Source organism: Luteimonas sp. 9C (assembly GCF_902506295.1).
In the GTDB taxonomy this organism is placed as follows: domain Bacteria; phylum Pseudomonadota; class Gammaproteobacteria; order Xanthomonadales; family Xanthomonadaceae; genus Luteimonas.
In genome coordinates this window covers 394,584-420,812 of the sequence record NZ_LR733313.1, presented here as the reverse complement: position 1 = coordinate 420,812, position 26,229 = coordinate 394,584, and the positions used below count along the sequence as shown (strand labels likewise).

Annotated in this window: 23 protein-coding genes; 10 read left to right on the top strand and 13 right to left on the bottom strand. The window is 70.1% G+C overall.

Annotated features, from left to right (window positions below; all coding sequences use genetic code 11):
- Nucleotides 1-8: 8 nt before the first annotated feature.
- Together CURTO8I2_RS14950 and CURTO8I2_RS14945 are read right to left on the bottom strand one after the other, a co-directional pair.
- Nucleotides 9-671 (bottom strand): protein-L-isoaspartate O-methyltransferase, encoded by a 663-nt coding sequence (locus CURTO8I2_RS14950; RefSeq protein ID WP_159682032.1) that lies wholly within the window; start codon nucleotides 669-671, stop codon nucleotides 9-11.
- A gap of 137 nt (nucleotides 672-808) precedes the next feature.
- A complete protein-coding gene (locus CURTO8I2_RS14945; RefSeq protein WP_159682031.1) occupies nucleotides 809-1,486 on the bottom strand; it encodes a TetR/AcrR family transcriptional regulator in 678 nt (225 codons plus the stop codon).
- Nucleotides 1,487-1,624: 138 nt separating this feature from the next.
- On the opposite strand from CURTO8I2_RS14945, the gene CURTO8I2_RS14940 reads away from it, so the two are divergent.
- From CURTO8I2_RS14940 to CURTO8I2_RS14900, 9 genes are all read left to right on the top strand, one after another.
- Entirely contained in the window at nucleotides 1,625-2,713 is a 1,089-nt protein-coding gene (locus CURTO8I2_RS14940; RefSeq protein ID WP_159682147.1) for an efflux RND transporter periplasmic adaptor subunit, read from the top strand.
- A gap of 118 nt (nucleotides 2,714-2,831) precedes the next feature.
- Nucleotides 2,832-6,050 carry an efflux RND transporter permease subunit gene (locus CURTO8I2_RS14935; protein WP_159682030.1) on the top strand — a complete coding sequence of 1,073 codons (3,219 nt, stop codon included), beginning with the start codon at nucleotides 2,832-2,834 and terminating at the stop codon, nucleotides 6,048-6,050.
- A 47-nt stretch (nucleotides 6,051-6,097) separates the two neighbouring features.
- Nucleotides 6,098-6,763, top strand: coding sequence for a thermostable hemolysin (locus tag CURTO8I2_RS14930; protein ID WP_159682029.1), 666 nt, complete (start codon nucleotides 6,098-6,100; stop codon nucleotides 6,761-6,763).
- A complete protein-coding gene (locus CURTO8I2_RS14925) occupies nucleotides 6,760-8,247 on the top strand; it encodes an AMP-binding protein (protein ID WP_159682028.1) in 1,488 nt (495 codons plus the stop codon). The genes CURTO8I2_RS14930 and CURTO8I2_RS14925 overlap by 4 nt, the downstream gene beginning before the upstream one ends.
- A complete protein-coding gene (locus tag CURTO8I2_RS14920) occupies nucleotides 8,244-8,924 on the top strand; it encodes an iron-containing redox enzyme family protein (RefSeq protein ID WP_159682027.1) in 681 nt (226 codons plus the stop codon). Before CURTO8I2_RS14925 ends, CURTO8I2_RS14920 begins: the two co-directional genes overlap by 4 nt.
- Complete coding sequence (locus tag CURTO8I2_RS14915; RefSeq protein ID WP_159682026.1) at nucleotides 8,924-9,763, top strand: SDR family oxidoreductase; 840 nt, start codon at nucleotides 8,924-8,926, stop codon at nucleotides 9,761-9,763. Before CURTO8I2_RS14920 ends, CURTO8I2_RS14915 begins: the two co-directional genes overlap by 1 nt.
- Nucleotides 9,744-10,409 carry a hypothetical protein gene (locus CURTO8I2_RS14910; protein ID WP_159682025.1) on the top strand — a complete coding sequence of 222 codons (666 nt, stop codon included), beginning with the start codon at nucleotides 9,744-9,746 and terminating at the stop codon, nucleotides 10,407-10,409. The genes CURTO8I2_RS14915 and CURTO8I2_RS14910 overlap by 20 nt, the downstream gene beginning before the upstream one ends.
- A 21-nt stretch (nucleotides 10,410-10,430) precedes the next feature.
- Entirely contained in the window at nucleotides 10,431-11,105 is a 675-nt protein-coding gene (locus CURTO8I2_RS14905; protein ID WP_159682024.1) for a response regulator transcription factor, read from the top strand.
- A 17-nt stretch (nucleotides 11,106-11,122) separates the two neighbouring features.
- The gene (locus tag CURTO8I2_RS14900; RefSeq protein WP_159682146.1) at nucleotides 11,123-12,493 is read left to right on the top strand and encodes an ATP-binding protein; all 1,371 of its coding nucleotides are present in this window, start codon (nucleotides 11,123-11,125) and stop codon (nucleotides 12,491-12,493) included.
- Between the two features lie 12 nt (nucleotides 12,494-12,505).
- On the opposite strand, the gene ilvD is transcribed toward CURTO8I2_RS14900, so the two are convergent.
- From ilvD to CURTO8I2_RS14845, 11 genes are all read right to left on the bottom strand, one after another.
- Nucleotides 12,506-14,344: a dihydroxy-acid dehydratase gene (ilvD, locus tag CURTO8I2_RS14895; RefSeq protein ID WP_159682023.1), complete on the bottom strand. Its 1,839-nt coding sequence runs from the start codon at nucleotides 14,342-14,344 to the stop codon at nucleotides 12,506-12,508.
- A 99-nt stretch (nucleotides 14,345-14,443) separates the two neighbouring features.
- Nucleotides 14,444-15,559 carry a 3-isopropylmalate dehydrogenase gene (gene leuB, locus CURTO8I2_RS14890; protein ID WP_159682022.1) on the bottom strand — a complete coding sequence of 372 codons (1,116 nt, stop codon included), beginning with the start codon at nucleotides 15,557-15,559 and terminating at the stop codon, nucleotides 14,444-14,446.
- Nucleotides 15,549-16,142 carry a 3-isopropylmalate dehydratase small subunit gene (leuD, locus tag CURTO8I2_RS14885; RefSeq protein WP_159682021.1) on the bottom strand — a complete coding sequence of 198 codons (594 nt, stop codon included), beginning with the start codon at nucleotides 16,140-16,142 and terminating at the stop codon, nucleotides 15,549-15,551. The genes leuB and leuD overlap by 11 nt, the downstream gene beginning before the upstream one ends.
- A complete protein-coding gene (gene leuC / locus CURTO8I2_RS14880; RefSeq protein WP_159682020.1) occupies nucleotides 16,142-17,569 on the bottom strand; it encodes a 3-isopropylmalate dehydratase large subunit in 1,428 nt (475 codons plus the stop codon). Before leuC ends, leuD begins: the two co-directional genes overlap by 1 nt.
- A gap of 43 nt (nucleotides 17,570-17,612) precedes the next feature.
- Nucleotides 17,613-19,154 (bottom strand): 2-isopropylmalate synthase, encoded by a 1,542-nt coding sequence (locus CURTO8I2_RS14875; RefSeq protein ID WP_159682019.1) that lies wholly within the window; start codon nucleotides 19,152-19,154, stop codon nucleotides 17,613-17,615.
- Complete coding sequence (locus CURTO8I2_RS14870; protein WP_159682018.1) at nucleotides 19,151-20,317, bottom strand: threonine dehydratase; 1,167 nt, start codon at nucleotides 20,315-20,317, stop codon at nucleotides 19,151-19,153. The genes CURTO8I2_RS14875 and CURTO8I2_RS14870 overlap by 4 nt, the downstream gene beginning before the upstream one ends.
- Before the next feature lie 2 nt (nucleotides 20,318-20,319).
- Complete coding sequence (locus CURTO8I2_RS14865; RefSeq protein WP_159682017.1) at nucleotides 20,320-21,249, bottom strand: aminotransferase class IV; 930 nt, start codon at nucleotides 21,247-21,249, stop codon at nucleotides 20,320-20,322.
- Nucleotides 21,240-21,458 (bottom strand): ACT domain-containing protein, encoded by a 219-nt coding sequence (locus CURTO8I2_RS14860; RefSeq protein WP_236551178.1) that lies wholly within the window; start codon nucleotides 21,456-21,458, stop codon nucleotides 21,240-21,242. The genes CURTO8I2_RS14865 and CURTO8I2_RS14860 overlap by 10 nt, the downstream gene beginning before the upstream one ends.
- 1 nt (nucleotide 21,459) lies before the next feature.
- Nucleotides 21,460-23,232: an acetolactate synthase 2 catalytic subunit gene (gene ilvG / locus CURTO8I2_RS14855; RefSeq protein WP_159682015.1), complete on the bottom strand. Its 1,773-nt coding sequence runs from the start codon at nucleotides 23,230-23,232 to the stop codon at nucleotides 21,460-21,462.
- Complete coding sequence (gene ilvC, locus CURTO8I2_RS14850; protein ID WP_159682014.1) at nucleotides 23,232-24,227, bottom strand: ketol-acid reductoisomerase; 996 nt, start codon at nucleotides 24,225-24,227, stop codon at nucleotides 23,232-23,234. The genes ilvG and ilvC overlap by 1 nt, the downstream gene beginning before the upstream one ends.
- A gap of 333 nt (nucleotides 24,228-24,560) precedes the next feature.
- On the bottom strand, nucleotides 24,561-25,637 hold the full coding sequence (locus tag CURTO8I2_RS14845; RefSeq protein ID WP_343161360.1) for a DNA topoisomerase IB: 1,077 nt from the start codon (nucleotides 25,635-25,637) through the stop codon (nucleotides 24,561-24,563).
- Between the two features lie 134 nt (nucleotides 25,638-25,771).
- Here CURTO8I2_RS14845 and CURTO8I2_RS14840 point away from each other — a divergent pair, with 134 nt between their 5' ends.
- Nucleotides 25,772-26,125, top strand: coding sequence for a BON domain-containing protein (locus tag CURTO8I2_RS14840; RefSeq protein ID WP_159682012.1), 354 nt, complete (start codon nucleotides 25,772-25,774; stop codon nucleotides 26,123-26,125).
- Nucleotides 26,126-26,229 lie beyond the last annotated feature (104 nt).

Sequence of the window (26,229 nt, the reverse complement as noted above, 5' to 3'; positions counted from 1 at the left end):
TTGGACGATCAGAGAGTGAACTGCGGCACCGGCGCCGCGCCTGCGAGATAGGCGAGTCCGGTCTCGAACAACGATTCGATGCGCGGCGCGTTGACAGCATCGCCCTCGCGGTGCACCAGCACCGCTTCCATCGCGGGTGCGCGGCCCCGGACGATGAACATGCGGCCGCCGGGACGCAGCCACTGCACGAAACGCGCGGGGATCACGTCGACGGCGCCACAGACGCAGATCGCGTCGAAGCGGCGGTCGGTATTCCAGGCGAACGCATCGGCGGCGACCACGTCGACATTGGCGATGCCCTGCGCCTGCAGGCGGCCGCGGGCCGCATCGGCCAGGTCCGCATGGCGCTCGAGGCTGACGACGTCGCGCGCCAGATAGCCCATGCACGCCGCCAGATAGCCGCTGCCGGTGCCGATCTGCAGCACTTCGTCGCCCTGTTCCAGGGCCAGCGCCTGCAGCGCACGGCCTTCGACCACGGGCTTGAGCATCAGCTCGCCGTGGCCCAGCGGGAGTTCGAGGTCGGCATAGGCCAGCGCGCGGCGCGGTTCGGCCACGAACGCCTCGCGCGGCACGCGCGAAATCGTTTCGAGCACGCGTGCATCAAGCACGTCCCAGGGCCGGACCTGTTGTTCCACCATCGCCACACGGGCCTTGGCGTAGTCGATCGTCATTGTTGCGGGTTCCTTCGTTCGCCAGCCCGCAATTCTAGCGGTGCGGGGGCGGGTTCATCATCGCGGGGGTGTCGCGGGTGACGCAGTGCCGGAAGTCACCGGCCCAGACGGCACGCGGGCGGCCCATGTGACAGCGCTCAGCGCCGCCCGTAGGCGCGCAGGAACATGTCCACCGAGGCTTCCAGGTGCGCGCGCCGTTGCGCGGCGCAATCGCCGGCGTCGTCGCAGTCGAACACCATCCGCTGGTGCAGGTCGCCCTTGAGCAGCACGAAGAACTGCGCCGCCGCGGTCGGCACCAGAGACGCATCGATGTCGAGATCGCCGGTCTCGATCCGGCGCTGCAGCAGCGTCGCGAACGCGGACTGCACGCGCTCGGGGCCGCCCTTCCAGAAGCGCTGCGGCAGGCGCTTCTCCACCATCTGCGGCGTGCACAGCAGGCGGTGGCCGGCGACGGCCTCGGGCGAGGACACCATGGCGAAGAACGCCTCGGCGACTTCCAGCAGGCGCTGGCGCAGCGGGGTGGCCGGTGCCGGCTCGAACACCGAATCGGGCATCTGCTGCTCGCAGTAACGCGCCGCGGCCTCGGTGAACAGCGTGTCCTTGTCGCCGAAATGGCTGTAGACGGTCAGCTTGGACACGCCGGCCTCGGCCGCGATCTGGTCCATGCTCACGCCTTCGAAGCCCTGTTGCAGGAACATGCGCTCCGCGGCTTCGAGGATCGCCGCGCGCTTGGCCAGATCCTTCGGACGGCCGGGACCCGCCGCGGCCTTTTCGGGCGTCGGAACGGGGGTCAGCGTGGACGGACGCGTCGACATGGCGGGGAATACTATACCAATCAGTTCTGAAAATATACGATACGGCTCCGTATCCCCACCCGATGGACGCTCGTCATGCGACGCCTGACCCCGTTTCGCACCTCCCGCGCCGCGCTGCTGACGACCCTGGTCGCCGGCATGCTGGTGCTGTCGGCCTGCGGCGATCGCAGCGCGCCCGAGCCGGCGGCGCGCCCGGTGCTCGTGGTCACGCCGGGCGCCGCCGTCGACAGTGGCACGGCCGCATTCCCCGGCGAGATCCGCGCCCGCGAGGAGGCGGTCCTGGCGTTCCAGGTCGGCGGCCAGCTGATCCGGCGCGACGTCGACGCCGGTGCACGGGTCGAACGCGGCCAGGTTCTGGCCGAACTCGATCCCGGTGACCTACGGCTGCAACAGCAGTCGGCGCAGGCGCAGGTCGCATCGGCCGAGGCGGAATACACCCGCGCCCGCACCGATCGCGCGCGCTATGCCGCGCTCGTCGACCAGCAGCTGATCAGCCGTTCGCAGATGGATGCCCAGGACGCGGCCTACAAGGCGGCGCAGTCGCAGCTGCGCGCCGCGCGGGCGCAGGCCGATGTCGCAGGCAACCAGGCCGGCTACACGCAGCTGCGGGCACCGCGCGACGGCGTGATCGCCAGCCGCGAGGCCGAAGCGGGGCAGGTGGTCGCCGCGGGCCAGGCGATCTTCATGCTCGCCGGCGACGACGGCCGCGAGGTCGCGATCGCCCTGCCCGAATCGCGCATCGCGGATTTCGCGATCGGTCAGCCGGCGCAGATCGAGCTGTGGAACCGGCCGGGCACGCGCGTGCCCGGCACGATCCGGGAAATCGCCGCGGGCGCCGACCCGCAGACCCGCACCTACGCCGCGCGCGTGGCGATCGCCGACGATGCGGTCGCAGGCCTCGAACTGGGCCAGAGCGCACGCGTGTATCTGGCCGGCGCGAGCACCGGCACCGCCCTGCAGGTGCCGCTGGCCGCGATCCAGCCGGGACCCGATGGCGGCAAGGCGGTCTGGGTGGTCGACCGGGGCGACGGCCGCCTGCGATCGGTGCCGGTCGAGACCGGTCCCTACGGCGCGCGCAGCGTACCGGTGCTGTCCGGGCTCGCGTCCGATGCGCTGGTCGTCGCGGCCGGTGGGCACCTGCTGCGTGCCGGCCAGCGGGTGACGCCGGTGGATCGCGAGAACCGGCCCATCCAATCGGACGTGCCGAAACCGGCGGCAGCGAAATGACGCACGTCGTCATCGAACGCCAGTTTCGTTCCGACTGCGGCGCGTCGTCGCCGCGGTCCGCGTGCGGTGACGCCGGACGGATGACGCCGTCGCGCGCGCGCGTCCGGGTCTGCTGCCCGTGACCCGCTTCAACCTCTCCGAATGGGCGCTCGGCAACCGCACGCTGGTGCTCTACATGATGCTGGTGGTCGCGGTGGCCGGCATCTTCTCCTACGGCCGGCTGGGCCAGTCCGAGGATCCGCCCTTCACCTTCAAGGCGATGGTCATCCAGACCCAGTGGCCGGGCGCCACCGCCGAGCAGGTCTCGCGCCAGGTCACCGAGCGCATCGAGCGCAAGCTGATGGAGACCGGCGACTACGAGTTCGTGAGCTCGTACTCGCGTCCGGGTGAATCGCAGATCGTGTTCCATGCGCGCGACGATCTGCGCTCGGCGCAGATTCCCGATCTCTGGTACCAGGTGCGCAAGAAGGTCGCCGACCTGCGGCCCTCGCTGCCGCAGGACATCGTGGGGCCGTTCTTCAACGACGAGTTCGGCGACACCTTCGGCAACATCTACGCGCTGACCGGCACGGGCTTCGACTACGCGATCAAGAAGGATTACGCCGACCGCATCCAGCGCGAACTGCAGCTGGTCGACGACGTGGGCAAGGTCGAGCTGGTCGGCCTGCAGGACGAGAAGGTCTGGATCGAGGTCAGCAATACGCGACTGGCCACGCTGGGCATTCCGATGGCGGCCGTGCAGCAGGCGCTGGCGGAGCAGAACGCGCTGGCGTCGGCGGGTTTCTTCGAGACCGGCAGTGCGCGCGTGCAGCTGCGCGTCGACGGCCCCTTCGATTCGATCGACGCGATCCGCGATTTCCCGATCCGCGCCGGCGACCGCACCGTGCGCCTGGGCGACATCGCGACCGTCGAGCGCGGCTTCGCCGACCCGGCCGCGCCGCGCATGCGTTTCATGGGGCAGGACGCGATCGGCATCGCGGTGGCGATGCACGAGGGCGGCGACATCCTCGAACTCGGCAAGCGCCTGGAAACGGAATTCGCGCAGCTGCAGGAGACGCTGCCCGCCGGCATGGAACTGCGCAAGGTGTCCGACCAGCCGCGCGCGGTGCGCGATTCGGTGGGCGAATTCGTCAAGGTGCTCGCCGAGGCGGTGATCATCGTGCTGCTGGTGAGCTTCGTGTCGCTGGGCCTGCGCACCGGGCTGGTCGTGGCGGTGTCGATTCCGCTGGTGCTGGCGATGACCTTCATCGCGATGGACCAGTTCGACATCGGCCTGCACAAGATCTCGCTCGGCGCGCTGGTGCTGGCGCTGGGACTGATGGTCGACGACGCCATCATCGCGGTGGAGATGATGGCCGTGCGGATGGAGCAGGGCGACAGCCGGCTCGCGGCGGCGAGCTACGCGTGGACCCACACCGCGTTCCCGATGCTCACCGGCACCCTGATCACCGCGGCCGGCTTCCTGCCGATCGCGACAGCGGCGTCGAGCACCGGCGAATACACGCGCTCGCTGTTCGAAGTGGTGACCATCGCGCTGGTCGTGTCGTGGATCGCCGCGGTGCTGTTCATCCCGCTGCTCGGCGAGAAGATGCTGCCGGATCTGGCGAACCCGCAGCCGCCGCGCCCCGGCTCGTTGCCGGCCCGCTGGCGCGATGCGCGCGCCCGCGCCGCGGACCGCTGGCCGGCCTTCGCCTTCGCGCTGGCGCCGGGTACGCCGCACGCCCACGACCACGATCCCTACCAGCGGCCGTTCTACCGGCGCTTCCGCGCGTGGCTGCACTGGGCGCTGACCCATCGCTGGCTGGTGATCGGCGCGACCGCGGCGATGCTGGTCGCTTCCTTGCTGCTGTTCCGGTTCGTGCCGCAGCAGTTCTTCCCCGATTCGACGCGCCTGGAGCTGATGGTCGACGTCGAACTGGCCGAGGGCAGTTCGCTGCGCGCGACCGAAGCCGCGGCCGCCCGACTCGATGCACTGCTCGACGGACGCGCCGGCATCGATTCGCGCGTGTCCTATGTCGGCAGCGGCTCGCCGCGCTTCTATCTGCCGCTGGACCAGAAACTGCCGCAGGCGAACTTCGCCCAGTTCGTCGTGACCACGACCGATGTCGAGGCACGCGAGCGCATCCGCATGTGGCTGGTCGATGAGGTTGCGCCGACATTTCCGGAGCTGCAGCTGCGCGTGACGCGGCTCGAGACCGGGCCGCCGGTCGGCTATCCGGTGCAGCTGCGGATCTCGGGCGAACACGTCGAACGCGTGCGCGCGATCGCCGATGCGATCGCCGAGCAGGTGCGCGCCAATCCCGGCGTCGCCAACGTCAATCTGGACTGGGACGAACCCAGCCGCGTCGTGCGCCTGCGGGTCGACCAGGAGCGCGCCCGCGTGCTCGGCGTGAGTTCGCAGACCCTCGCCCAGTTCCTGTCGAGTTCGCTGTCGGGCCTGCAGGTCAGCACGTATCGCGAGGGCAACGAACTGATCGGCATCGTCATGCGCGGCGACGACGACGAACGCGGCCAGCTCGAGCTGCTCGAAAGCCTGTCCATTCCGACGTCGAACGGCGCGTCGGTGCCGCTGGGCCAGATCGCGCGGCTCGATCCGACATTCGAGGACGGCATCATCTGGCACCGCGACCGCTTGCCGACGATCACCGTGCGCGCCGACATCCGCGGCGATGCCACGCCGCCGACGGTGGTGGCGCAGATCCTGCCGACGCTCGAGGACATCCGCGCGTCGATGCCTGACGGCTACCGGCTCGAGACCGGCGGTACGGTCGAGGATTCCGGCAAGGGCCAGGATTCGATCAAGGCCGGTCTGCCGCTGTTCCTGTTCGTCGTGGTGTCGCTGCTGATGTTGCAGCTGCGCAGCTTCTCGCGGACCGCGCTGGTGCTGCTGACCGCGCCGCTGGGCATGATCGGCGTGACTCTGTTCCTGCTGGTGTTCCGCGTGCCGTTCGGCTTCGTGGCGATGCTCGGCACGATCGCGCTGGCCGGCATGATCATGCGCAACTCGATCATCCTGGTGGACCAGATCGAGCAGGACATCGCTGCCGGGCATGCGCGCTGGGACGCGGTGGTCGACGCGACGGTGCGGCGTTTCCGGCCGATCGTGCTGACCGCGCTCGCCGCGATCCTGGCGATGATTCCGCTCTCGCGCAGCGTGTTCTTCGGGCCGATGGCGGTGGCGATCATGGGCGGGCTCACGGTCGCGACGCTGCTGACGCTGCTGTTCCTGCCGGCGCTCTATGCCGCGTGGTTCCGCGTGCGCGAGGACGAACGCGGCGCGCAGGATGAACGCCCCGAGACCGGACGGCACGCCGACACCGCCGGAACGAAGTCCTAACAACGGGCTAATCGAGGCTTAATCGGGCGGCCACAGCATGCCGCTCCATGGACACCGCTTCCGCCCGACTCACCGCCCGCCTGCCGCGCCCCTGGGCCCAGTGCCGCGTCGTCGAACCCGACGCGGTGGACCGCGCCGAGGTCGAGGCCTTCATCGCCCACGTCTACCTCGCGCGTTACGGCGCGCGGCTGCGCAGCTTCCTGCCGCACCTGCTCGCGTTCCGCGACGGCGACGGCCGGCTGCTGGCGGCCGTCGGCCTGCGCACCGGCCATGACGGCGCGTTGTTCGTCGAGCAGTATCTCGACGCGCCGGCGGACGCCGTCGTCGCGGCATCGGTCGGGCGCTCGGTGTCGCGCGGCGAGCTGGTCGAGGTGGGCAATCTCGCGGCGCTGTCGGCCGGCGATGCGCGCGCGCTGATCGTGCATCTCACCGGCGCGCTGCATGCGGCCGGCCTGCGCTGGGTGCTGTTCACCGCGACGCGCCAACTGCGCAACGCCTTCGACCGCCTGCACCTGGCGACGGTGGTGCTGGCCGACGCGGACCGGTCGCGCCTGCACGACGACGGCACCGACTGGGGCCGCTATTACGAGGTGCAGCCGCAGGTGCTGTTCGGCGATCTCGCCGCCGGGCACGCCTTCCTGCAGGCACGTGCGACGCCCGAGGTCGCGCCCTGGCACGGCATGACGGCGACCTGCGCCGGAGTGCCGGCATGAGCGGCTTCGCCGATCTGCTCGACAGCCTGCTGCACATGCCCACGCGCGTGCTGACCGCCGACGGCGCAGTCGATGCGCCCGCGCTGCACGCCCGCGCGCTGGCGATCGCCGATGCGCTGCAGGCGCGCGGGGCCCGCGTCGTCGCCAGCCGCCTCGACAACGGTCCCGACTGGCTGGCCCTGGATCTCGCGCTGCGCGCGCGCGGCCTGGTGCACGTGCCGCTGCCGACGTTCTTCAGCGCCGCGCAGACCGCGCATGCGCTCGCGCGCAGTGGCACCGGTCTGCTGGTGCTGGCCGAGTCCGCCGCATCGCACGCGGACACGCAGCCGCTGCTGCCGGGGCTGCGTGTCCGCCTGCTGGAGGCCGCGGGTGCGGCCATGCCGGCGGGCACTGCGTGCATCACGTTCACCTCCGGCACCACCGGCCAGCCCAAGGGCGTGTGCATCGGCGACGACGCGCTGCTGACCGTGGCCGGCGCGCTCGTGGATGCGTCACGGCCGCTCGCGCCGGCGCGGCACCTGTGCCTCATGCCGCTGTCGACGCTGCTGGAGAACATCTCCGGTCTCTACGGCGCGCTGCTCTCGGGCGCCGACATCGCGGTGCCGCCGCTGGCCGAGATCGGCTACAGCGGCGCGGCCGGGCTGGATGTGCCACGGCTGCTCGCCTGCCTGCATCGCTACGCGCCGCACAGCCTGATCGTGTTTCCGCAACTGCTGCTGGCGCTGGTGACGGCGGCGGAGCAGGGCGTCGCGCTGCCGGCGTCGCTGCGCTTCGTCGCGGTGGGCGGTGGCCGCGTCGGCCCGGCACTGCTGGCGCGCGCCGCGGCCGTGGGGCTGCCGGTCTTCGAGGGCTACGGCCTGAGCGAATGCGTGTCGGTGGTCGCCCTCAACCGGCCCGGCGCGGTGCGCGCCGGCAGCGTCGGACGGCCATTGCCCCATGCGCGCGTGTCGGTGATCGACGGCGAACTGCACGTCGCCGGCGTGCGCTGCCTGTCGTATCTGGGCGAGGACGCGCCGCCGCCGGGCGCCATCGCCACCGGCGATCTGGGCCACGTCGACGACGACGGGTTCGTCCACGTCACCGGCCGGCGCAAGCACATGTTCATCACCGCGTTCGGCCGCAACGTCTCGCCCGAATGGGTGGAGAGCGAACTGCTGCAGCACCCGCTGTTCGCGCAGGCGATCGTGCTCGGCGAGGCGCGACCGTCCAACGTCGCGGTCGCCTGGTTGCGCCGGCCCGATGCCGATGCCGCCGCCGTGCGGCGCGCCCTCGACGCGGTCAACGCCGGGCTGCCCGACTACGCGCGCATCGCCCGTGTGGTGCGCGCCGCGCGTCCGTTCTCGGCCGCCGACGGCCTGCTGACCGACAACGGCCGGCCGCGTCGCGACGCGATCGCGCACGCCTACGCCGATGCCGTCGCACGCGCCTATGGCGACGCGCCCGTTTCCCCGTTTCCCACGTCGACACAGGAACTGCCCGCATGACCTTCCACGACCGCCTGCTGGCCGAGACCGCCGATGCGCGCGCCACGCTCGTCACCCTGCCGATCATCCACCAGGCGCTGACCGGTGACATCGCGCGCGCGACCTACGTCGATTTCCTGACCCAGGCCTATCACCACGTGCGCCACACCGTGCCGCTGCTGATGGCCTGCGGCGCACGCCTGCCGGCGCGGCTGGAATGGCTGCGCACCGCGATCGGCGAATACATCGAAGAGGAGATGGGCCACCAGGAGTGGGTGCTCGACGACATCGCCGCGTGCGACGCCGATCGCGCCGCGGCCGCGGCATCGGAGCCGTCGCTGGCGACCGAACTGATGGTCGCCTATGCCTACGACACCATCGCCCGCGGCAATCCGGTCGGATTCTTCGGCATGGTGCTGGTGCTCGAAGGCACCAGTGTCGCGCTGGCGACGCGTGCGGCGACGAGCATCGAAACTTCGCTGGGCCTGCCTCGCACCGCCTTCAGCTATCTGCTGTCGCACGGCGATCTCGACATCGAGCACGCCGGTTTCTTCGAAGACCTGATGAATCGCCTCGACGATCCCGGCGACCAGGCCGCGGTGATCTACGCCGCGCGCCGGTTCTACCGCCTCTACGGCGACGTGTTCCGCGGCCTGCATGTGCCCGCGCGCGACCTGCGCCAGGCGGAGGCCGCGTGATGGATCTCCAGGGCAGGACCGTGCTGCTGACCGGCGCCACCGGCGGCATCGGCGCGGCACTGGTGGCGACGCTGGTGGCGCGCGGCGCGCACGTGCTCGCGGTCGCGCGTCACGCGGAACGGCTGACGACGCTGGCGCGCAGCCATCCGGCGGGCGCGGTCACGCCGTTCGCCGCCGATCTGACCGACGCGGTGGATCGCGCGGCACTGCTGACGCATGCGCGCACGCTGCTGCCTGCGCCGTCGGTGCTGGTGCTGGCGCATGCACGCCCGTCGTTCGGACTGTTTGCCGCGCAGACGGACGCCGAGTTCGAGGCGCTGGTGCGCACCAACCTGGTCGCGCCGATGCAGCTGATCCGCTGCCTGCTGCCGATGCTGCAGGCGCAGTCCCAGGCCGCGGTGGTCGCGGTGGGCTCGACCTTCGGCAGCCTCGCCTTTCCCGGTTTCTCGGCCTACAGCGCGAGCAAGTTCGGCCTGCGCGGTCTGATCGAAGGCCTCGGCCGCGAACACGCCGGCGGCGCCGTGCGGTTCCAGTACCTGGCGCCGCGCGCGACCCGCACGCCGTTCAATACGCCGGCGGTCGATGCGCTGAACCAGGCGCTGGGGACGCATGTCGATGCGCCCGAGCCTGTGGCCGAGGCGCTCGTGCGCGCGATCGAACGCGGCACCCGCCGCCGTCAGCTCGGCTGGCCCGAAGCGCTGTTCGCGCGCCTCAACGGGCTGCTGCCCGCACTGATCGACCGCAGCCTCGCGAAACAACTGCCGCTGATCCGCCACCACGCCGGTGGTACCCCGTCCAACGCATCCCAGGAGCCCCGCCATGATTTGCTTCCGCTCTGACCGCCTCGCCGCCGCCCTGCTCGCCGCCTGTCTGGCGCTGCCGGCGTTCGCATCCGCTGCCGAGCCCGCCGCGCCCGTCGTCGCCGTGCGCGACCAGTGGGCGCAGGCCGCCTACGTCACCCCGAAGGCCCAGCGCGGCGCGGCGCTGACCGCACTCGCCGGCCGTTCCGAAGCCCTGGTCGCGGCGCGACCGCGCGATCCCGATGCCCTGATCTGGGACGGCATCGTGCGCTCCAGCCTGGCCGGCGAGCGCGGTGGGCTGGGCGCCCTGGCGCTCGCCAAGCAGGCCCGGCGCGATTTCGAATCCGCGATCGCACTCGACGACACCGCGCTCGGCGGCGCCGCGCACACCAGCCTCGGCGCGCTGTACTACCAGGTGCCCGGCTGGCCGGTCGGCTTCGGCGACGACGCCAAGGCCCGCGAGCACCTGCAGCGCGCGCTGGCGATCGACGCCAGCGACATCGATGCCAACTACTTCTACGGCGACTTCCTCCGCGACCAGGGCGAGTGGGCCGGCGCCGCAGCGGCATTCGAGAAGGCCATCGCCGCGCCGGCGCGCCCCGGACGCGATATCGCCGACCGCGGCCGCCGCGCCGAGGCGACGCGCAAGCTCGCGGAGGTGCGCCAGCACCTTGCCAGCCGCTGAGCGCCGCCACAGACTGCGGCGATGCGCATCTTGCTGGTCGAGGACGATCCATCGCTGGGTGAGGGACTGCGCACCGCGCTGCGCCGCGCCGCCTATGCCGTCGACTGGCTGCAGGATGGGGCAAGCGCGCTCGCGGCCATCCGCACCGGCGGCATCGATCTGGTGGTGCTCGATCTGGGCCTGCCGCGCAAGGATGGCCTCGAGGTGATCCGCGAGGCCCGCCGCGCCGGGGCCACCGTGCCGATCCTGGTGCTGAGCGCGCGCGAGCGTGCGGCCGACCGGATGCTGGGACTGGACCTCGGCGCCGACGACTACGTCGGCAAGCCCTTCGACAACGGCGAACTGCTCGCCCGCGTGCGCGCGCTGCTCCGCCGCAGCAGCGGCCAGGCCAGTCCGACGCTGGCCTTCGCCGGTCTCGCGCTCGATCCCGCCTCGCTGACGGTCACCTGGCAGGGCCGGGTGGTCGATCTGCCGCGGCGCGAGGTCGCGTTGCTGCGCCTGCTGATGGAACATCCCGGCCGCATCGTCTCGCGCGAGACCGCGCAGCAGCGGCTCTACGGTTGGGACGAGGATGTCGCCAGCAACGCCGTCGACGTGCACGTGCACCACCTGCGCAAGCGTCTGCATCCGGCGCTGATCCGCACCGTGCGCGGCGTGGGCTACGCGCTCGACGATCCGGCAGGAGAGGCCGCATGAGATCCATCCGCCGCCTGCTGCTGGTCGGCCTGATCGGCGTGATGTCGCTGGTGATGATCGTCGCCGGCGCCTTCAGCTATCGCGCCGGCCTGCAGGAAGCGGGCGAGATGTTCGACGCCAAGCTCGCACATTCCTCGCGCGTGCTGATGAGCCTGGTCGACGAACCGCTGGGCGACGTGGCCGTGCATGCGGGCGGCGCGCCGATCGTCGTGGCCGTCTGGCAGGGCAGCGCCGACGGCGTGGGCGACGCGCTGGCGTTCCCGACCGGGCACGCCTACGAGACCAAGCTCGCGTTCCAGGCGCGCGATGCCGACGGGCGCCTGCTGCTGCGCTCCGACAGCGGCCCCGACATCCCGCTGGCGCCGCTGGTGGCCGGCTATGCGGACGCCGTCATCGACGGCGACCACTGGCGCACCTTCACCCTGCGCTCGCCGCGCGGGCGCTGGTACCAGTCCGGTGAGCTGTCGGACATCCGCATGGAGCTGGCCGAGGACATCGCCGAGGGCACGCTGCTGCCGCTGCTGCTCGCGATTCCGTTGATGGCGGTGGTCGTGTGGCTGCTGGTCGGCTGGAGCCTGCGCGGCCTGGCGCGCGTGTCGGGCGAGGTGGAAGCGCGCACGGCCGATCGTCTCGCGCCGCTGCAGCCCGGACGTGTGCCGCGCGAGGTGCAGGGGCTCGTCGTGGCGATCAACGACCTGCTCGCGCGACTCGACGCCGCCTTCCAGCGCGAGCGCCGCTTCACCGCCGATGCCGCGCACGAGCTGCGCACGCCGATCGCCGCGCTGAAAGTGCATGCCGACAACCAGCGCACCGCGCGCGATGCCGACGAACGCGGGGCCGCGCAAGCGCTGCTCGATGCCGGCGTGCAGCGCATCGAGCGCCTGGTGGAACAACTGCTCGCGCTCAGCCGCGTGGAGCCGGGCGCCGCGGTCGCCAAGCCCCGGCGCGTGGACCTGCACGCACTCGCCGACACCCATGTCGCCGAACGGCGCGCGCTGGATGCCGCCCGCGGCCTGACCATCACGCTGGACGGCGACGCGCAGCAGGTGGTCGGTGACGAGGCCGCGCTCGATGCACTGGTCGGCAACCTCGTCGACAACGCCTGCCGCTATGCGCCCGACGGCGGGCGCGTGCGGGTCTCGGTCACGCGCGCGGCCGCACACGTGCAACTGGTCGTCGAGGACGACGGCCCGGGCATACCCGAAGCGGCGCGCGAACGCGTCTTCGACCGGTTCCACCGCGAGCTGGGTACCGGCGTCGTCGGCAGCGGCCTGGGCCTGTCGATCGTGCGCCAGGTGCTGGACCTGCATGCCGGCACGATCGCGCTCGATGCCTCGCCGACGCTCGGCGGCCTGCGCGCGACGGTCCTGCTGCCGGCCGCGGACTGACCGCGCGCTGCGTCAGTCGCCGAGCATCGCCAGGTTGCGCACCGCGCCCTTGTCGGCGCTGGTCGCGAGCAGGGCATAGGCCTTGAGTGCCGCGGTGACTTTGCGCGGGCGCGGTTGCGCCGGCTTCCAGCCGAGCGCGTCCTGCGCGTCGCGGCGCGCGGCCAGTTCCGCATCGTCGACCAGCAGGTCGATGCGTCGCTGCGGAATGTCGATGCGGATGCGGTCGCCGTCGCGCACCAGTCCGATCGTGCCGCCCGCCGCGGCTTCCGGCGACGCATGTCCGATCGACAGGCCCGAGGTGCCGCCGGAGAAGCGCCCGTCGGTCAGCAGCGCGCACTGTTTGCCGAGGCCTTTGGACTTCAGGTAGCTGGTCGGGTACAGCATCTCCTGCATGCCCGGCCCACCCTTCGGGCCTTCGTAGCGGATCACCACCACGTCGCCGGCCTGCACCTCGTCGGCGAGGATGCCCTTGACCGCGGCGTCCTGGCTCTCGAACACTTTGGCCGTGCCTTCGAACACGTGGATCGACGCGTCCACGCCCGCGGTCTTGACCACGCAGCCGTCGGGCGCGAGGTTGCCGCGCAGCACGGCGAGGCCGCCCTCCTGCGAATACGCGTGTGCGACATCACGGATGCAACCGCCTGCGCGGTCGTCGTCCAGCGTCTCCCAGCGCGTGGCTTGGCTGAAGGCGGTCTGCGTCGGAATGCCCGCGGGGCCAGCCTTGAAGAATGTGCGTACCGCGTCGTCACCGGTCACGGTGATGTCCCAGCGCGCGATGCCTTCGGCCAATGTGCGGCTGTGCACCGTCGGCTGGTCGACATGCAGCAGACCGCCGCGTGCGAGTTCGCCGAGGATCGAGACGATGCCGCCGGCGCGATGCACGTCTTCCATGTGGTAGGTCTGGATGTTCGGCGCGACCTTGCACAGCTGCGGCACGCGTCGCGACAAGCGGTCGATGTCGTGCAGATCGAAGTCGACTTCGGCCTCCTGCGCGGCGGCGAGCAGATGCAGGATGGTGTTGGTCGAACCGCCCATCGCGATGTCGAGCGTCATCGCGTTTTCGAATGCCTCGAAGGTCGCGATGCCACGCGGCAACGCGGTCGGGTCTTCGGCGCCGTACCAGCGATGGCAGAGTTCGACGACGGTGCGCGCGGCCTGCAGGAACAACTGCTCGCGATCGGCGTGCGTCGCCAGCATCGAGCCGTTGCCGGGCAGCGCGAGGCCCAGGGCTTCGGTCAGGCAGTTCATCGAGTTGGCGGTGAACATGCCGCTGCAGGAACCGCAGGTCGGACACGCGCTGCGCTCGTAGGCGGCGACCTTCTCATCCGAGGCATCAGGGTCAGCGGCGACGACCATCGCATCGACGAGATCGAGGCCGTGTTCGGACAGCTTCGTCTTGCCGGCTTCCATCGGTCCGCCGGACACGAACACCACGGGAATGTTCAAGCGCAGCGCGGCCATCAGCATGCCGGGCGTGATCTTGTCGCAGTTGGAGATGCACACCAGCGCATCGGCGCAGTGCGCGTTGACCATGTACTCGACGGAGTCGGCGATGATCTCGCGGCTCGGCAGCGAGTACAGCATGCCGTCGTGGCCCATCGCGATCCCGTCGTCGACGGCGATGGTGTGGAACTCCTTGGCCACGCCGCCGACGCGCTCGATCTCGCGCGCGACCAGCTGGCCGATGTCCTTGAGATGCACGTGGCCCGGCACGAACTGGGTGAACGAATTCGCGACCGCGACGATCGGCTTGTGGAAGTCGTCGTCCTGCATGCCGGTCGCGCGCCAGAGCGCGCGGGCGCCGGCCATGTTGCGGCCGTGGGTGGAGGTTCTGGAACGGTACTCGGGCATCGATGACTCGCAGGTGCGGCGGGCGCGGGGCTGGCGGCGTGGGGTGGTTGTACGCGATCGACGCGGCGTGGTTGCACCGCGCTACGGCGGGACGGCGCGCTATCCGTTGACCTGTGCGGTCGACTCGATGCGCGTGAGCACCGCAGCGGCGGCGTCGCGCGTCGAGACCGCAGTGCCGTCGGATGCCAGGTCGGCGGTGAACACACCGGCGTCCAGCGCGTCGTCGACCGCCTGCTCGATGCACGCCGCTTCCTGCGACAGGCCCAGCGAGTAACGCAGCAGCAGCGCGGCGCTGAGGATCGTGCCGTAGGGGTTTGCGATGCCGCGGCCGGCGATGTCCGGCGCCGAACCGTGGATCGGCTCGAATATGCCTTTGGCGCGGCGCGTCGAGACTAAGCCGTCGGCGCCCACACTGCCTTCGCCCAGCGACGCCGACGGCAGCAGGCCCAGCGAGCCGGCCAGCATCGAGGCCTCGTCGGTGAGGATGTCGCCGAACATGTTCTCCGTCACGATGACATCAAAGGCGCGCGGCTTCGACAGCAGATGCATCGCCATCGAATCGACCAGCTGGTGTTCGATCGTGATGTCGGGAAATTCATCACGCGCGATGCGGCTGGCGACATCGCGCCACAGCCGCGAGGTCTCGAGTACGTTGGCCTTGTCGACCGAGGTCACGTGACCGCGGCGACCGCGCGCGAGCAGGCAGGCGCGACGCACGACGCGTTCGATCTCGGTCACGGTATAGGTGCACAGGTCGCTGGCGGATTCGGCAGTGCGTGTACGCTCGCCGAAATAGATGCCGCCGGTCAGTTCGCGCACCACCAGCAGGTCCACGCCCGCCAGCAGGTGCGGCTTGATCGGCGAGGCGCCCATCGCGGCCGGATGCGGCCTGGTGGGACGCAGATTCGCGTACAGGCCCAGCGCCTTGCGGATCGCCAGCAGGCCCTGTTCCGGGCGCACGCTCGCGTTGGGATCGGACCACTTCGGACCGCCTACCGCGCCCAACAGCACCGCATCGGCGTTGCGCGCGGCGGCCAGCGTCTCGTCGGGCAAAGGCTTGCCGGTCGCGTCGATCGCGGCGCCGCCGATCAGGTGTTCGTGCAGCGAGAAACGATGGCCGAAACGCTGCGCGATCGCCTGCAGCACGTCGACCGCGGCGGCGGCCACTTCGGGACCGATGCCGTCTCCGGGCAGTACGACGATGTCAGCGTGCATGGTGCGTGTCCTCATACGTTTGGATGTCGGCGCCGCGCGCCAGCAGGAACCCCATTTCGTCCACGCCCTCGAGCAGGCAGGTGCGCGCGAACGCGTCGAGCGGGAAGGCGTGGACGGCGCCGTCCGGCGTGCGCAGTTCGCGGGCGACGATGTCGAAGGTGAGCACGTCGTCCGGTCGCGTCATCAGATCCTGCACCACGGCTTCGGGAAGGACGACCGGCAGCACGCCGTTCTTCAGCGCGTTGTTGCGGAAGATATCGGCGATCTCGCTGCTGACCACGACCTGCAGGCCCAGATCGCGCAATGCCCACGGCGCGTGTTCGCGCGAGGACCCGCAGCCGAAGTTGCGCCCGGCCAGCAGCACCGCGCGCCCAGTGTTGTGCGGCTGGTTGAAGGCGAAGTCCGGGCTCGCGCTGCCGTCGCCCTGCCAGCGCCAGTCGTTGAAGGCGTGCTTGCCCAGGCCCTTGCGCTCGGTCGTCGACAGGAAGCGCGCGGGAATGATCTGGTCGGTGTCGATATTGCTCTGGCTCAGCACCACGCTGGCCGAGCGCACCGGAAACTCCGGAATGTGCGCGGCGGACATCAGGCCACCTCCCGGCGGTCTTCGAACAGTTCGCGTGGATCGGCCACGATGCCGCGCACCGCAGCCCAGGCCGCCGTCGTCGGCGAGGCCAGCAGCGTGCGCGCACCCGGGCCCTGGCGGCCTTCGAAATTGCGGTTGCTGGTGCTCACGGCCAATTGGCCCGGCGCCACCAGATCGCCGTTCATCGCGATGCACATCGAACACCCCGGCTCGCGCCATTCGGCGCCGGCCTCACGGACGATCAAATCGATGCCTTCGGCCTCGGCTTCGCGCTTGACGATCTCCGAACCCGGCACCACCAGCATGCGCACGCCTGCCGACACGTGGCGGCCACGCAACACGTCCGCGACCTCGCGCATGTCGCGCAGGCGGCCGTTGGTGCATGAGCCGACGAACACCACGTCGACCGGCATGCCGGCCAGCGACTGACCGGCGACGACGCGCATGTAGTCCTGTCCCTTCTGCTCGGCGGCATCGGTCGCGGCCGGCACCGGCACGTCGACGCCGATCGCGGTGCCCGGGTGCGTGCCCCAGGTCAGCGTCGGGCGGATGTCGGCGGCATCGATGCGGACTTCGGTGTCGAAACGCGCGCCGGCGTCGGTGCGCAGTGCGCGCCAGCGGGCGACCGCGGCATTGAACTCGGCGCCCTTGGGACCGCGCGGCGTGCGCGCGACCCACTCGAATGTGGTGTCGTCCGGCGCGACCATGCCGGCGCGCGCGCCGGCTTCGATCGACATGTTGCACAGGGTCATGCGCTGCTCCATGTCCATCGCCTCGATGGTGGAGCCGCGGTACTCGATGACGTGGCCGGTACCGCCGTTGACGCCGATGACGCCGATCGCGTGCAGGGTCACGTCCTTGGCGCCGACGCCGGGCGCGAGGTTGCCGTCGACGGTGATCGACATCGTCTTCGGCCGTCGCTGCAGCAGGCACTGCGTCGCCAGCACGTTGCCGACCTCGCTGGTGCCGATGCCGAACGCCAGCGCGCCGAACGCGCCGTGCGTGGAGGTGTGGCTGTCGCCGCAGACGATGGTCATGCCGGGCTGTGTGAAGCCCTGTTCGGGCGCGATGACGTGGACGATTCCGCGCTGGTCGGATGACATGTCGAACAGCTCGATGCCGAACTCCGCGCAGTTTAGCGCCAACGTGTCGACCTGCTTTTCCGACGCCTCGCTGGCATAGGACAGGCGGCCGTCGGGGCCGGCAGGCAGCGTGGGCGTGGAGTGGTCCATCGTCGCCTTGGTGCGGTCCGGGCGGCGCGGCACGAGGCCACGCGCGCGCAGCTCGGTGAATGCCTGCGGCGAGGTGACTTCGTGGATCAGATGCAGGTCGATGTAGAGCACGGCGGGCGCGGCGTCGGACTCGGGCGTCACGATGTGCGCGTCCCACAGTTTGTCGAACAGGGTGCGGGGCGGTCTGGCGGTCATGGTTGGCAATGTGTCCGGAATGCGAAAGGGGATGCGTGACGCGTCAGGCGTGCGCGGCCTGCGGCGCGGGAACGGCATGCGCGCTGCGCAGGATCCGGTTGGCGACATCCAGCCACGCGAGCGCGCTGGCCTCGATGATGTCGCGGCTGGTGCCGGTGCCTTCGTGGATGTCCGCGCCGTGACGCACGCTGACGCTGGCTTCGCCGCGCGCATCGCGGCCCATGCCGACGCTGTGGACCTGGTAGCTCTCCAGCGCCAGCTCGACGCCGGTCGCGGTGGCCAGCGCGGCGAACAGCGCGTCGACCGGGCCATCGCCCAGCGCGCTCTCGCTGACCTTGCCGCCGTCCGGATCCGACAGTTCGACCTGTGCGCTCGCGCGCTGGCCCCGATCGCTGACGGTCATCGACGCCAGCCGCCAGCCCTGGCCATGCACGTCGCCGTGCATCAGCGCTTCCAGATCGTCGTCCTCGACCACGCGCTGGCGCTCGCACAGATCCTTGAACGCCTCGAACACCTGTTCCAGCTGCCCGTCCTCCAGCGTGTAGCCCAGCGCACGCAGGCGATGACCGACCGCGGCGCGACCACTGTGGCGGCCGAGCACCAGCTTCGAATCGGGCCAGCCGACGTCCGACGGATTCATGATTTCGTAGGTGCCGCGGTGGCGCAGCATGCCGTGCTGGTGGATGCCGGATTCGTGCGCGAATGCGTTTTCGCCGACGATGGCCTTGTTGCGCTGTACGGCCATGCCGGTCAGGCGACGCAGCAGCTGCGAGGTCGGGACCAGGCGGCGCGTGTCGATGCCGGTATCGATGTTGTAGAACGCGTTGCGGACCTTCAACGCCATCGCCAGTTCTTCGACTGCGCAATTGCCGGCGCGCTCGCCGATGCCGTTGATGGTGCACTCGACCTGGCGCGCGCCACCTTCGATCGCGGCCAGCGAATTGGCGACGGCCAGTCCCAGGTCGTTGTGGCAGTGCGCGCTGAAGACCACGTCGCGGGCGCCGGGGATCGTGTCGATCAGGCGCTGGAACAGCGCGCGGGTTTCCTCGGGCGTCGCATAGCCCAGCGTGTCGGGCACGTTGATCGTGGTCGCGCCGTTGGCGATCGCGACGGCGATTACATCACTCAGGAAATCGTCTTCGGTGCGGGTCGCGTCTTCGGCCGAGAATTCGACATCGCCGATCAGCCGGCGCGCGTGGGCGACGCTGGTCGCGGTCATGTCCAGCACCTGCTGCCGGCTCATGCGCAGCTTGTGTTCGCGGTGCAGCGGGCTGGTCGAGATGAAGACATGCAGGCGCGGATTCGCGGTGCCGTCCAGCGCGCGCGCCGAGGCTTCGATATCGGCGGGCAGGCAGCGCGACAGCACCGCCAGAGTGGGGCGCCGGACCTCGCGCGCGATCAGACGCGCCGCCTCGCGGTCGGATTCGGAGCTGGCCGGAAAGCCGGTCTCGATGATGTCGACGCCCAGCGCATCGAGCGCGCGCGCCATCACCACCTTCTGCTGCGGGCTCATGCTGCAGCCGGGCGACTGCTCGCCGTCGCGCAGGGTGGTGTCGAAAATCCGGATGGTGTCAGAGGTGGTCATGCGGGCAGTTCCTCGGCAATGGCGTGTGGCGTGCGTTCGATGCGGGCGGCGGTCGCGCGTCGAAGTCGCGGTTCGCCGCCTCCGGACGGCGCGGATGCAGCGAGGTCGTTGCGGCGACGTGGCGTCGCCATGTGCGCGGCAGGTGCGATGGCTGCAATAGCCGGCACCTCGGCCGCGGTCTCGCGCACGCGCCGGCGCGGCTTGCGCGGCGGGCGCGGACGCACCTCCGACAGCAGCTGCGCCAGCACGCCGGCATCGACGTTGCCGCCCGATACCACGGCGACCTTGCGCTTGCCGGCGACGCGGCGGCCCGCGGCCAGTGCCAAAGCGCCGGCGCCTTCGGCGATCACGTGTTCTTCCAGCGCTAGACGCACCAGCGTCTCGCGCAACTCAGCCTCGCGCACGATCACCACGTCGTCGAGCAGATCGGCCAGCAGCGCACGTGTCAGCAGGCCGGGATCCTTCACCCGCACGCCGTCGGCCAGCGTCGCGACGGGCGAAAACGGCGAGTGATCGCCGCGTAGCACGCGCGCCATCGCATCCACGCCTTCGACCTGCGCACCGACGATGCGCACGCCCTGCGATTTCAATGCCAGGGCGACGCCCGACGCCAGTCCACCACCGCCGATCGGCACGATGACCACGTCCGGCATCAGCACCGAGGCGATTTCCAGGCCGACCGTACCTTGACCTGCGATCACGTCGACATCGTCGAACGCCGACAGCAGGCGGAAACCGTTCTGCGCGGCCAGTTCGGCGGCGAAGGCTTTCGCTTCGTCGTAGGTCTCGCCATGCAGGCGCACGGTCGCGCCCCAGTGGGCGACGCCGGCGACCTTGGTCACGGGTGCGTTCTTCGGCATCACCGTGATCGCCGGCACGCCCAGACGGTATGCGGCCCACGCCATGCCCTGCGCGTGGTTGCCGGCCGAGGCGGTGATCACCGTGCGGTCGTCGCCGCGCTCGCGCGCAGCCATCAATGCGTTCAGTGCCCCTCGCACCTTGTAGGAGCCGGTGCGCTGCAGGTTCTCGAGCTTCAGCCAGCAGCCGAAGCGTTCGGCGTAATGCATCGGCGTCACGTCGAGATGCCGACGCAGCCGCGCCTGCGCCGCCAGCACATCACTGGCGGTCGCTCGCGGGGCGCGGCCTACGTCGGGTTCGGACATGCTCAGACTGCCGTCAGCCAGCCGCGCTGGCGCTCGGCATCGCCGCGCACAACACGCGCGTACAGCGCGGCCAGTTCGCGGGTGACCGGGTTGTCGCCATAGCTGCGGTCCTCGACGCCATGCACCGGCGCCACTTCGGCGGCGGTGCCGCAGGCGAAGACTTCGTCGGCGTCGTACAGCTCCTCGACAGTGACGGCGCGCGACTCGGCGCCGCTCAGACGGATGAGCGTGTCGCGGGTGATGCCCGGCAGCGCGTCGCGATGCTCGACCGCGGTGACGCGTCCGGCCTTGACGATGAAGACGTTGGCGCCGGTGCATTCGACGACGAAGCCATCGGCATCGGTAAACAGCGCTTCGTCGAAGCCGCGCGACTTGCTCTCGCGCTTGGCCAGGATCGAATTGACGTAGGCGCCGCACAGCTTCAGTGGCGGCAGCGAGTCGGCGGGATTGCGACGCCACTTGCTGATGCCCAGTCGCGCGCGGGTGCCGTTGAGGTGCACCTGGGTCGCGGTGGTCGCGACCATCAGATGCTCGGTGTGGCCTTCGACGTCCAGGCCGAAGCCGCCTTCGCCGAACCAGGCCAGCGGACGGATGTAGGCATCGCGATGGTCATTGGCGCGCAGCGTCGCCATCACGGCCTCGGTGGCCTGTGCGGGATCGAAGTGCATGCCCAGCAGCGCCGCGCCTTCGCGCATGCGCGCCATGTGCTCGGGCAGACGGAACACCGCGGCGCCGTCGGCGGTCGCGTAGCTGCGGATGCCTTCGAACACGCCGCTGCCGTAGTGCATGGCATGCGTGGTCAGGCCGGCCTGCAGCGCGTCGATATCGCACAGCGCGCCGTCGAACCAGGCCTGGGGACGCTTGGGCGCTGCGGTCTCGACGATCGAAGGCGCCTGTGCCGGTGCGGCTTCGGCGGTGACGTTCAACGACACGGCGAGACCTCCACCGACAGGCAGTCGTAGAGCTTGGCCAGTTGGCCCTGCAGGGCGATCGCGGCGCGGTCGCCTTCGACGGTCATGCGCAGGTTCCAGTGGTCGCTGTCGGCGTGCGCGTCGCCCTCGAACGACACCGGGCGGAAGCCGCGACGCTCGGTCGTGCCCAGCACGCGCACCAGCGCGCCTTCGGCGCGGCGCAGAGTCATCTCACACTGGTAACGCATGGCTCGATTCCTTGGCGGACGTGGCGGCAGCGGGTTCGGCGAGAGGTGCGACGGAATCGCCGATGTCGAGCGAGGTGGCCTCGTCGGCATCGAGCATCTGCGCGTTGTTGTGGTTGGGCGGGACCAGCGGCCAGACGTTGGCGGCGGTGTCGATGGCGACGTGCAGCAGCGCGGGGCCGTCGACGGCCAGCAGCGCGGCCAGCGCGGATTCGACATCGGCGGCCTTGTCGACCGAAAGCGCCTGGATGCCGAACGCGCGCGCGACCTCGGCAAAGTCCGGGTTGTCGGACAGGTCGATCTCGGAATAGCGGCGCTCGAAGAACAGTTCCTGCCACTGGCGCACCATGCCCAGCGCCTGGTTATCGAGCAGGACGATCTTCACCGGCACGCGGTAGCGCTTCAGCGTCGCCAGCTCCTGCACGTTCATCAGGAACGAGCCGTCGCCGCTGACGCAGACCACGCGCTTTGAGGCTTCTTCCATCTGCGCGCCGATCGCGGCCGGCAGGCCGAAGCCCATCGCACCCAGCGCGCCGCTGGTCAGATGCTTGCGCGGATGGTCGAAGCGCCAGTGCTGCGCGACCCACATCTGGTGCTGGCCGACATCGCAGGCGACGGTCGCATCGGGCGCCAGTTCGCTCATGCGCTTCAGCAGCGCGGGCGCGAAGACCTTGTCGCCGGGTGCGTCGTAGCGGGCGGCGAATCGCTCGCGTCGCTGTGCGCACAGCTCACGCCACGCAGTGCGTGCGGCGGCGTGCCGGCCCTGCATCTGCGCCCCGCAGGGCGCGCCCAGACGCGACAGACTGGTGGCGACATCGCCGCACACCGACACGTCTGCCGCGCGCAGCTTGCCGATCTCGCAGCTGTCGCCATCCAGATGGACGATGCGCGCCAGCGGCGCGAACTCGGTCAGCTTGCCGGTGGCGCGGTCGTCGAAGCGCGCACCAACGACGATCAGCAGATCAGATTCCTGCACCGCCAAGTTCGCCGCGCGGCTGCCGTGCATGCCGATCATGCCGAGGTTGGCCGGATGCGTCGGCGGCAGCGCGCCCAGTGCACGCAGCGTCAGCACCGTCGGGATCTGGGTCAGATCGGCGAACTCCCGGAACGCGTCCAGCGCATCGCCCAGGATGATGCCGCCGCCGCCGTAGACGACCGGGCGCTCGGCCTGCGAGATCAGCGCCGCCGCTTCGTGCAGCGCGTGGTCCGCGCATGCCGGCATGACGTCGGCGGTCGAGGGAATATGCGCGCCCAGATGCGCGGCATCGCCGATCTGCACGTCCTTCGGCAGATCGATCAGCACCGGGCCGGGACGGCCGGAACGCGCGATGCGGAATGCTTCGGCGACGACGTTGGGCAGCTCGTCGACGCTGCGCAGCAGGAAGCTGTGCTTGACGATCGGCAGGGTCATGCCGAACACGTCCAGTTCCTGGAACGCGTCGGTGCCCATCAGCGGCGTCGCCACCTGGCCGGTGATGACGACCATCGGCACCGAGTCCAGCATCGCGTCGGCGATGCCGGTCACCAGGTTCGAGGCGCCCGGGCCGGAGGTCGCGACGCAGACACCGACGCGCCCGCTGGCCCGCGCGAACCCGTTCGCGGCAAACGCCGCGCCCTGTTCGTGGCGGACCAGCACGTGCTTCAACGATGCGCCGTGCAGCGCGTCGTAGAACGGCATGATCGCGCCGCCCGGATAGCCGAAGATCGTGTCGACCCCTTCGGCTTCCAGCGCCTGCACCAGCCAGCGGGCGCCGTTCATCAGGCGGCCTCGCTCTGCGGTTGTGCCGGCGCGCCGGTCTGCTCGCCCAGCCAGGTCATTTTGGCGCGCAGTTCGCGGCCGACCTGCTCGATCGGGTGATCCTTGTCGGCCTGCTGGAACTTCTTGTAGTTCGGCAGGCCGGCGTCGTATTCGGCCTGCCAGTTGCGGGTGAAGGTGCCGTTCTGGATGTCGGTCAGCACATCCTTCATGCGCGCCTTGACGCTGGCATCGATGACCCGCGGGCCGCTGACGAAGTCACCGTACTGCGCGGTCTCGGAGATGAACTCCAGCATCCGGGTGATGCCGCCCTCGTAGAACAGGTCGACGATCAGCTTCAGCTCGTGCAGCACTTCGTAGTACGCGATCTCGGGCTGGTAACCGGCTTCGACCAGCGTCTCGAAACCGGCCTGCACCAGCGACGACGCGCCGCCGCACAGCACGGCCTGCTCGCCGAACAGATCGGTCTCGGTCTCTTCCTTGAACGTCGTCTTGATGATGTTCGCGCGTGCGCCGCCCAGGCCTGCGGCGTAGGTCAGTGCCAGCTGCTCGCCCTTGCCGGTGGGATCCTGGTGCACGGCGTAGATGCAGGGCACGCCGCGGCCGATCTCGTACTCGCGGCGCACCAGCGCGCCCGGGCCCTTGGGCGCGACCAGCACCACGTCCAGATCCGCACGCGGCGCGATCATGTCGAAATGCACGTTGAGGCCGTGCGCGAACAGCAGACAGGCGCCCTGCTTCATGTGCGGCGCCAGCACGTCGGCATACAGCTGCTTCTGCACCATGTCGGGCGTCAGCACGGCGACCAGGTCGGCGTCGGCGACCGCGTCGGCAGGCGTTTTGACGGTGAAGCCGTCGGCCTTCGCGCGTCGCTCGGTCGGTCCGCCGGGTCGCAGGCCGACGACGACGTCGAAGCCGGAATCGCGCAGGTTCAGCGCGTGCGCGCGGCCCTGGCTGCCGTAGCCGACGATCGCGATGGAGGGAGTGGCATTGCTCATGGGTGGTGGTGTCCGATCTGCGGGTGGAGAGGGCGTCGTGGCGGCTGGCAGCAGCGCTGCCGGTGCGAGGGGCCAAACAAAAACCCCGCGCCTTTCGGCACGGGGTTCAGGTTCTTTCGACCTTGTGGGGTGTCGTATCGCTACACGAACCCCATCCCCGCGCCATTCCGGACGGTAATAAGGAGTACGAGTACGAGAAGGATCGCCGAGGCGAGCGCGACCGGCGGACGCGCATCGCGCACGCGCAAGCGTGCGGCGGGAGCGGTCTGGCGGTGGTTGTTGCGCTGCGTCATGGGTTCGAGAAAACCACGCCCGCGAAGGGCGTGTCAACAGTTACTTCGACAACGATTTCGCGGCCGGGCGCTTGCGATGCCGCTGTCGCAACAGCTTCAACGCAGCCGCTTCCCATTGGCGTTCGCCACGCGCGTTGCCCGCCGCACGCTGCAGTCCCCCGTCGCGCCAGGCCTCGTACAGCACCGGATCGATGTAGGCCTTGCGGCACACCGCGATGGTATTGCCGAGCGCATCGGCGACGTCGGCGATGACGATTTTCTCCTGCGTCGCCAAGGCGCGCTCGCTGGGCTCGTCACCCTTGCGGCCCTCCGGCAGCGGCATCGCCGCGAATCGCCGGAACGCCATCAGCGTACCGCCCCAGGTGCGGAAATCCTTGGCGGTGAACGGGCCGCCCATCGCTTCGCGCAGGTAGTCGTTGACCATGCCCGAGTCGACGCCGTGACGTGCGCCGTCGTCGTCGACGTACTGGAACAGCGACTGTCCCGGCAGTTGCTGCACCTTGCGCACCAGCGCCGCCAGCTTCGCATCGTCGAGTTCGATTTCCTGTTCCTGCCCGCTCTTGCCGCGGAATTTGAGCCGTGCACGGCCGCCGCGCACCAGTTCGAAATGGCGGTTGCGCAGGGTCGTCAGACCGAACGAGCCATTGCTGCGCGTGTAGCTGTCGTTGCCGACGCGCACGAAGGTCTGCGCCATCAACGACACCACGATCGCCAGCACCTTGTCGCGCTGTAGCCCCGGCAGTTTGAGATCGCGCCCCAATGCGCGGCGCAGGCGTGGCAATGCGGTCGCGAATGCGACGATGCGATCGAACTTGCCGTGGCCGCGCACTTCGCTCCAGTCCGGGTGATAGCGATACTGTTTGCGTCCGCGCGCGTCGCGACCGGTGGCCTGCAGATGTCCGTTGTCGAGCGCGCAGATCCACACGCTGTGATACGCCGGCGGGATCGCGAGCATGCGCACGCGGTCGAGCGTCGCGCGATCGCGCACCGCCTTGCCGTCGGGATCGCGATAGCTGAAGCCCTTGCCCGCGCGGCGCCGGCTCAGGCCGGGCAGCTCGTCACTGACCCAGCGCAAGCCGGCCAGGCGCGCAGCGCGCACGTTGTCGTCGTCGTTCACGGATCTACCCTGCAATGCCATGAGCGGCTGATAACAAGCGCGGGATCAGCGGATCGTGAACGGAACGCGTTTCACCCGTCGGGCACGCGCGGGTTCGCACACTCGCGCCACATCACCGCACGAGGAACACCGCCATGACGATGCACAGGACCCTGTTGGGCGCCGCGATTGCCGGTACGTTGCTGATCTCGGGCACGGCTGTCGCGCAGCAGATGCAGGAACGCGGCGATCGCACCGTCGCTGCGCAGTCCGATTCGAACCAGCCGGTGTCCGATACGTGGATCACGACCAAGGTCAAGGCCGACCTGCTCGCATCGAGCGATGTCGCCGGGCTGGATATCGGCGTCGAAACCACCAACGGCACCGTGAGCCTGTCGGGCGACGTCGAGTCGCAGGCGCAGATCGAGCGCGCCAAGGCGATCGCCGGCGAGATCGAAGGCGTCACCAGCGTCGATGCCAAGCAGTTGAAGCTGAAGCCAGGCATGTAACGCGCTCGCAGCATGCGATGCGTCCCTGACGCCTCCCGCGCCGCAAGGATCGGGGGGCGTCTTCGCGTGTGTGATCGTCGTCGACATGGTCTGCGGAAACGCGT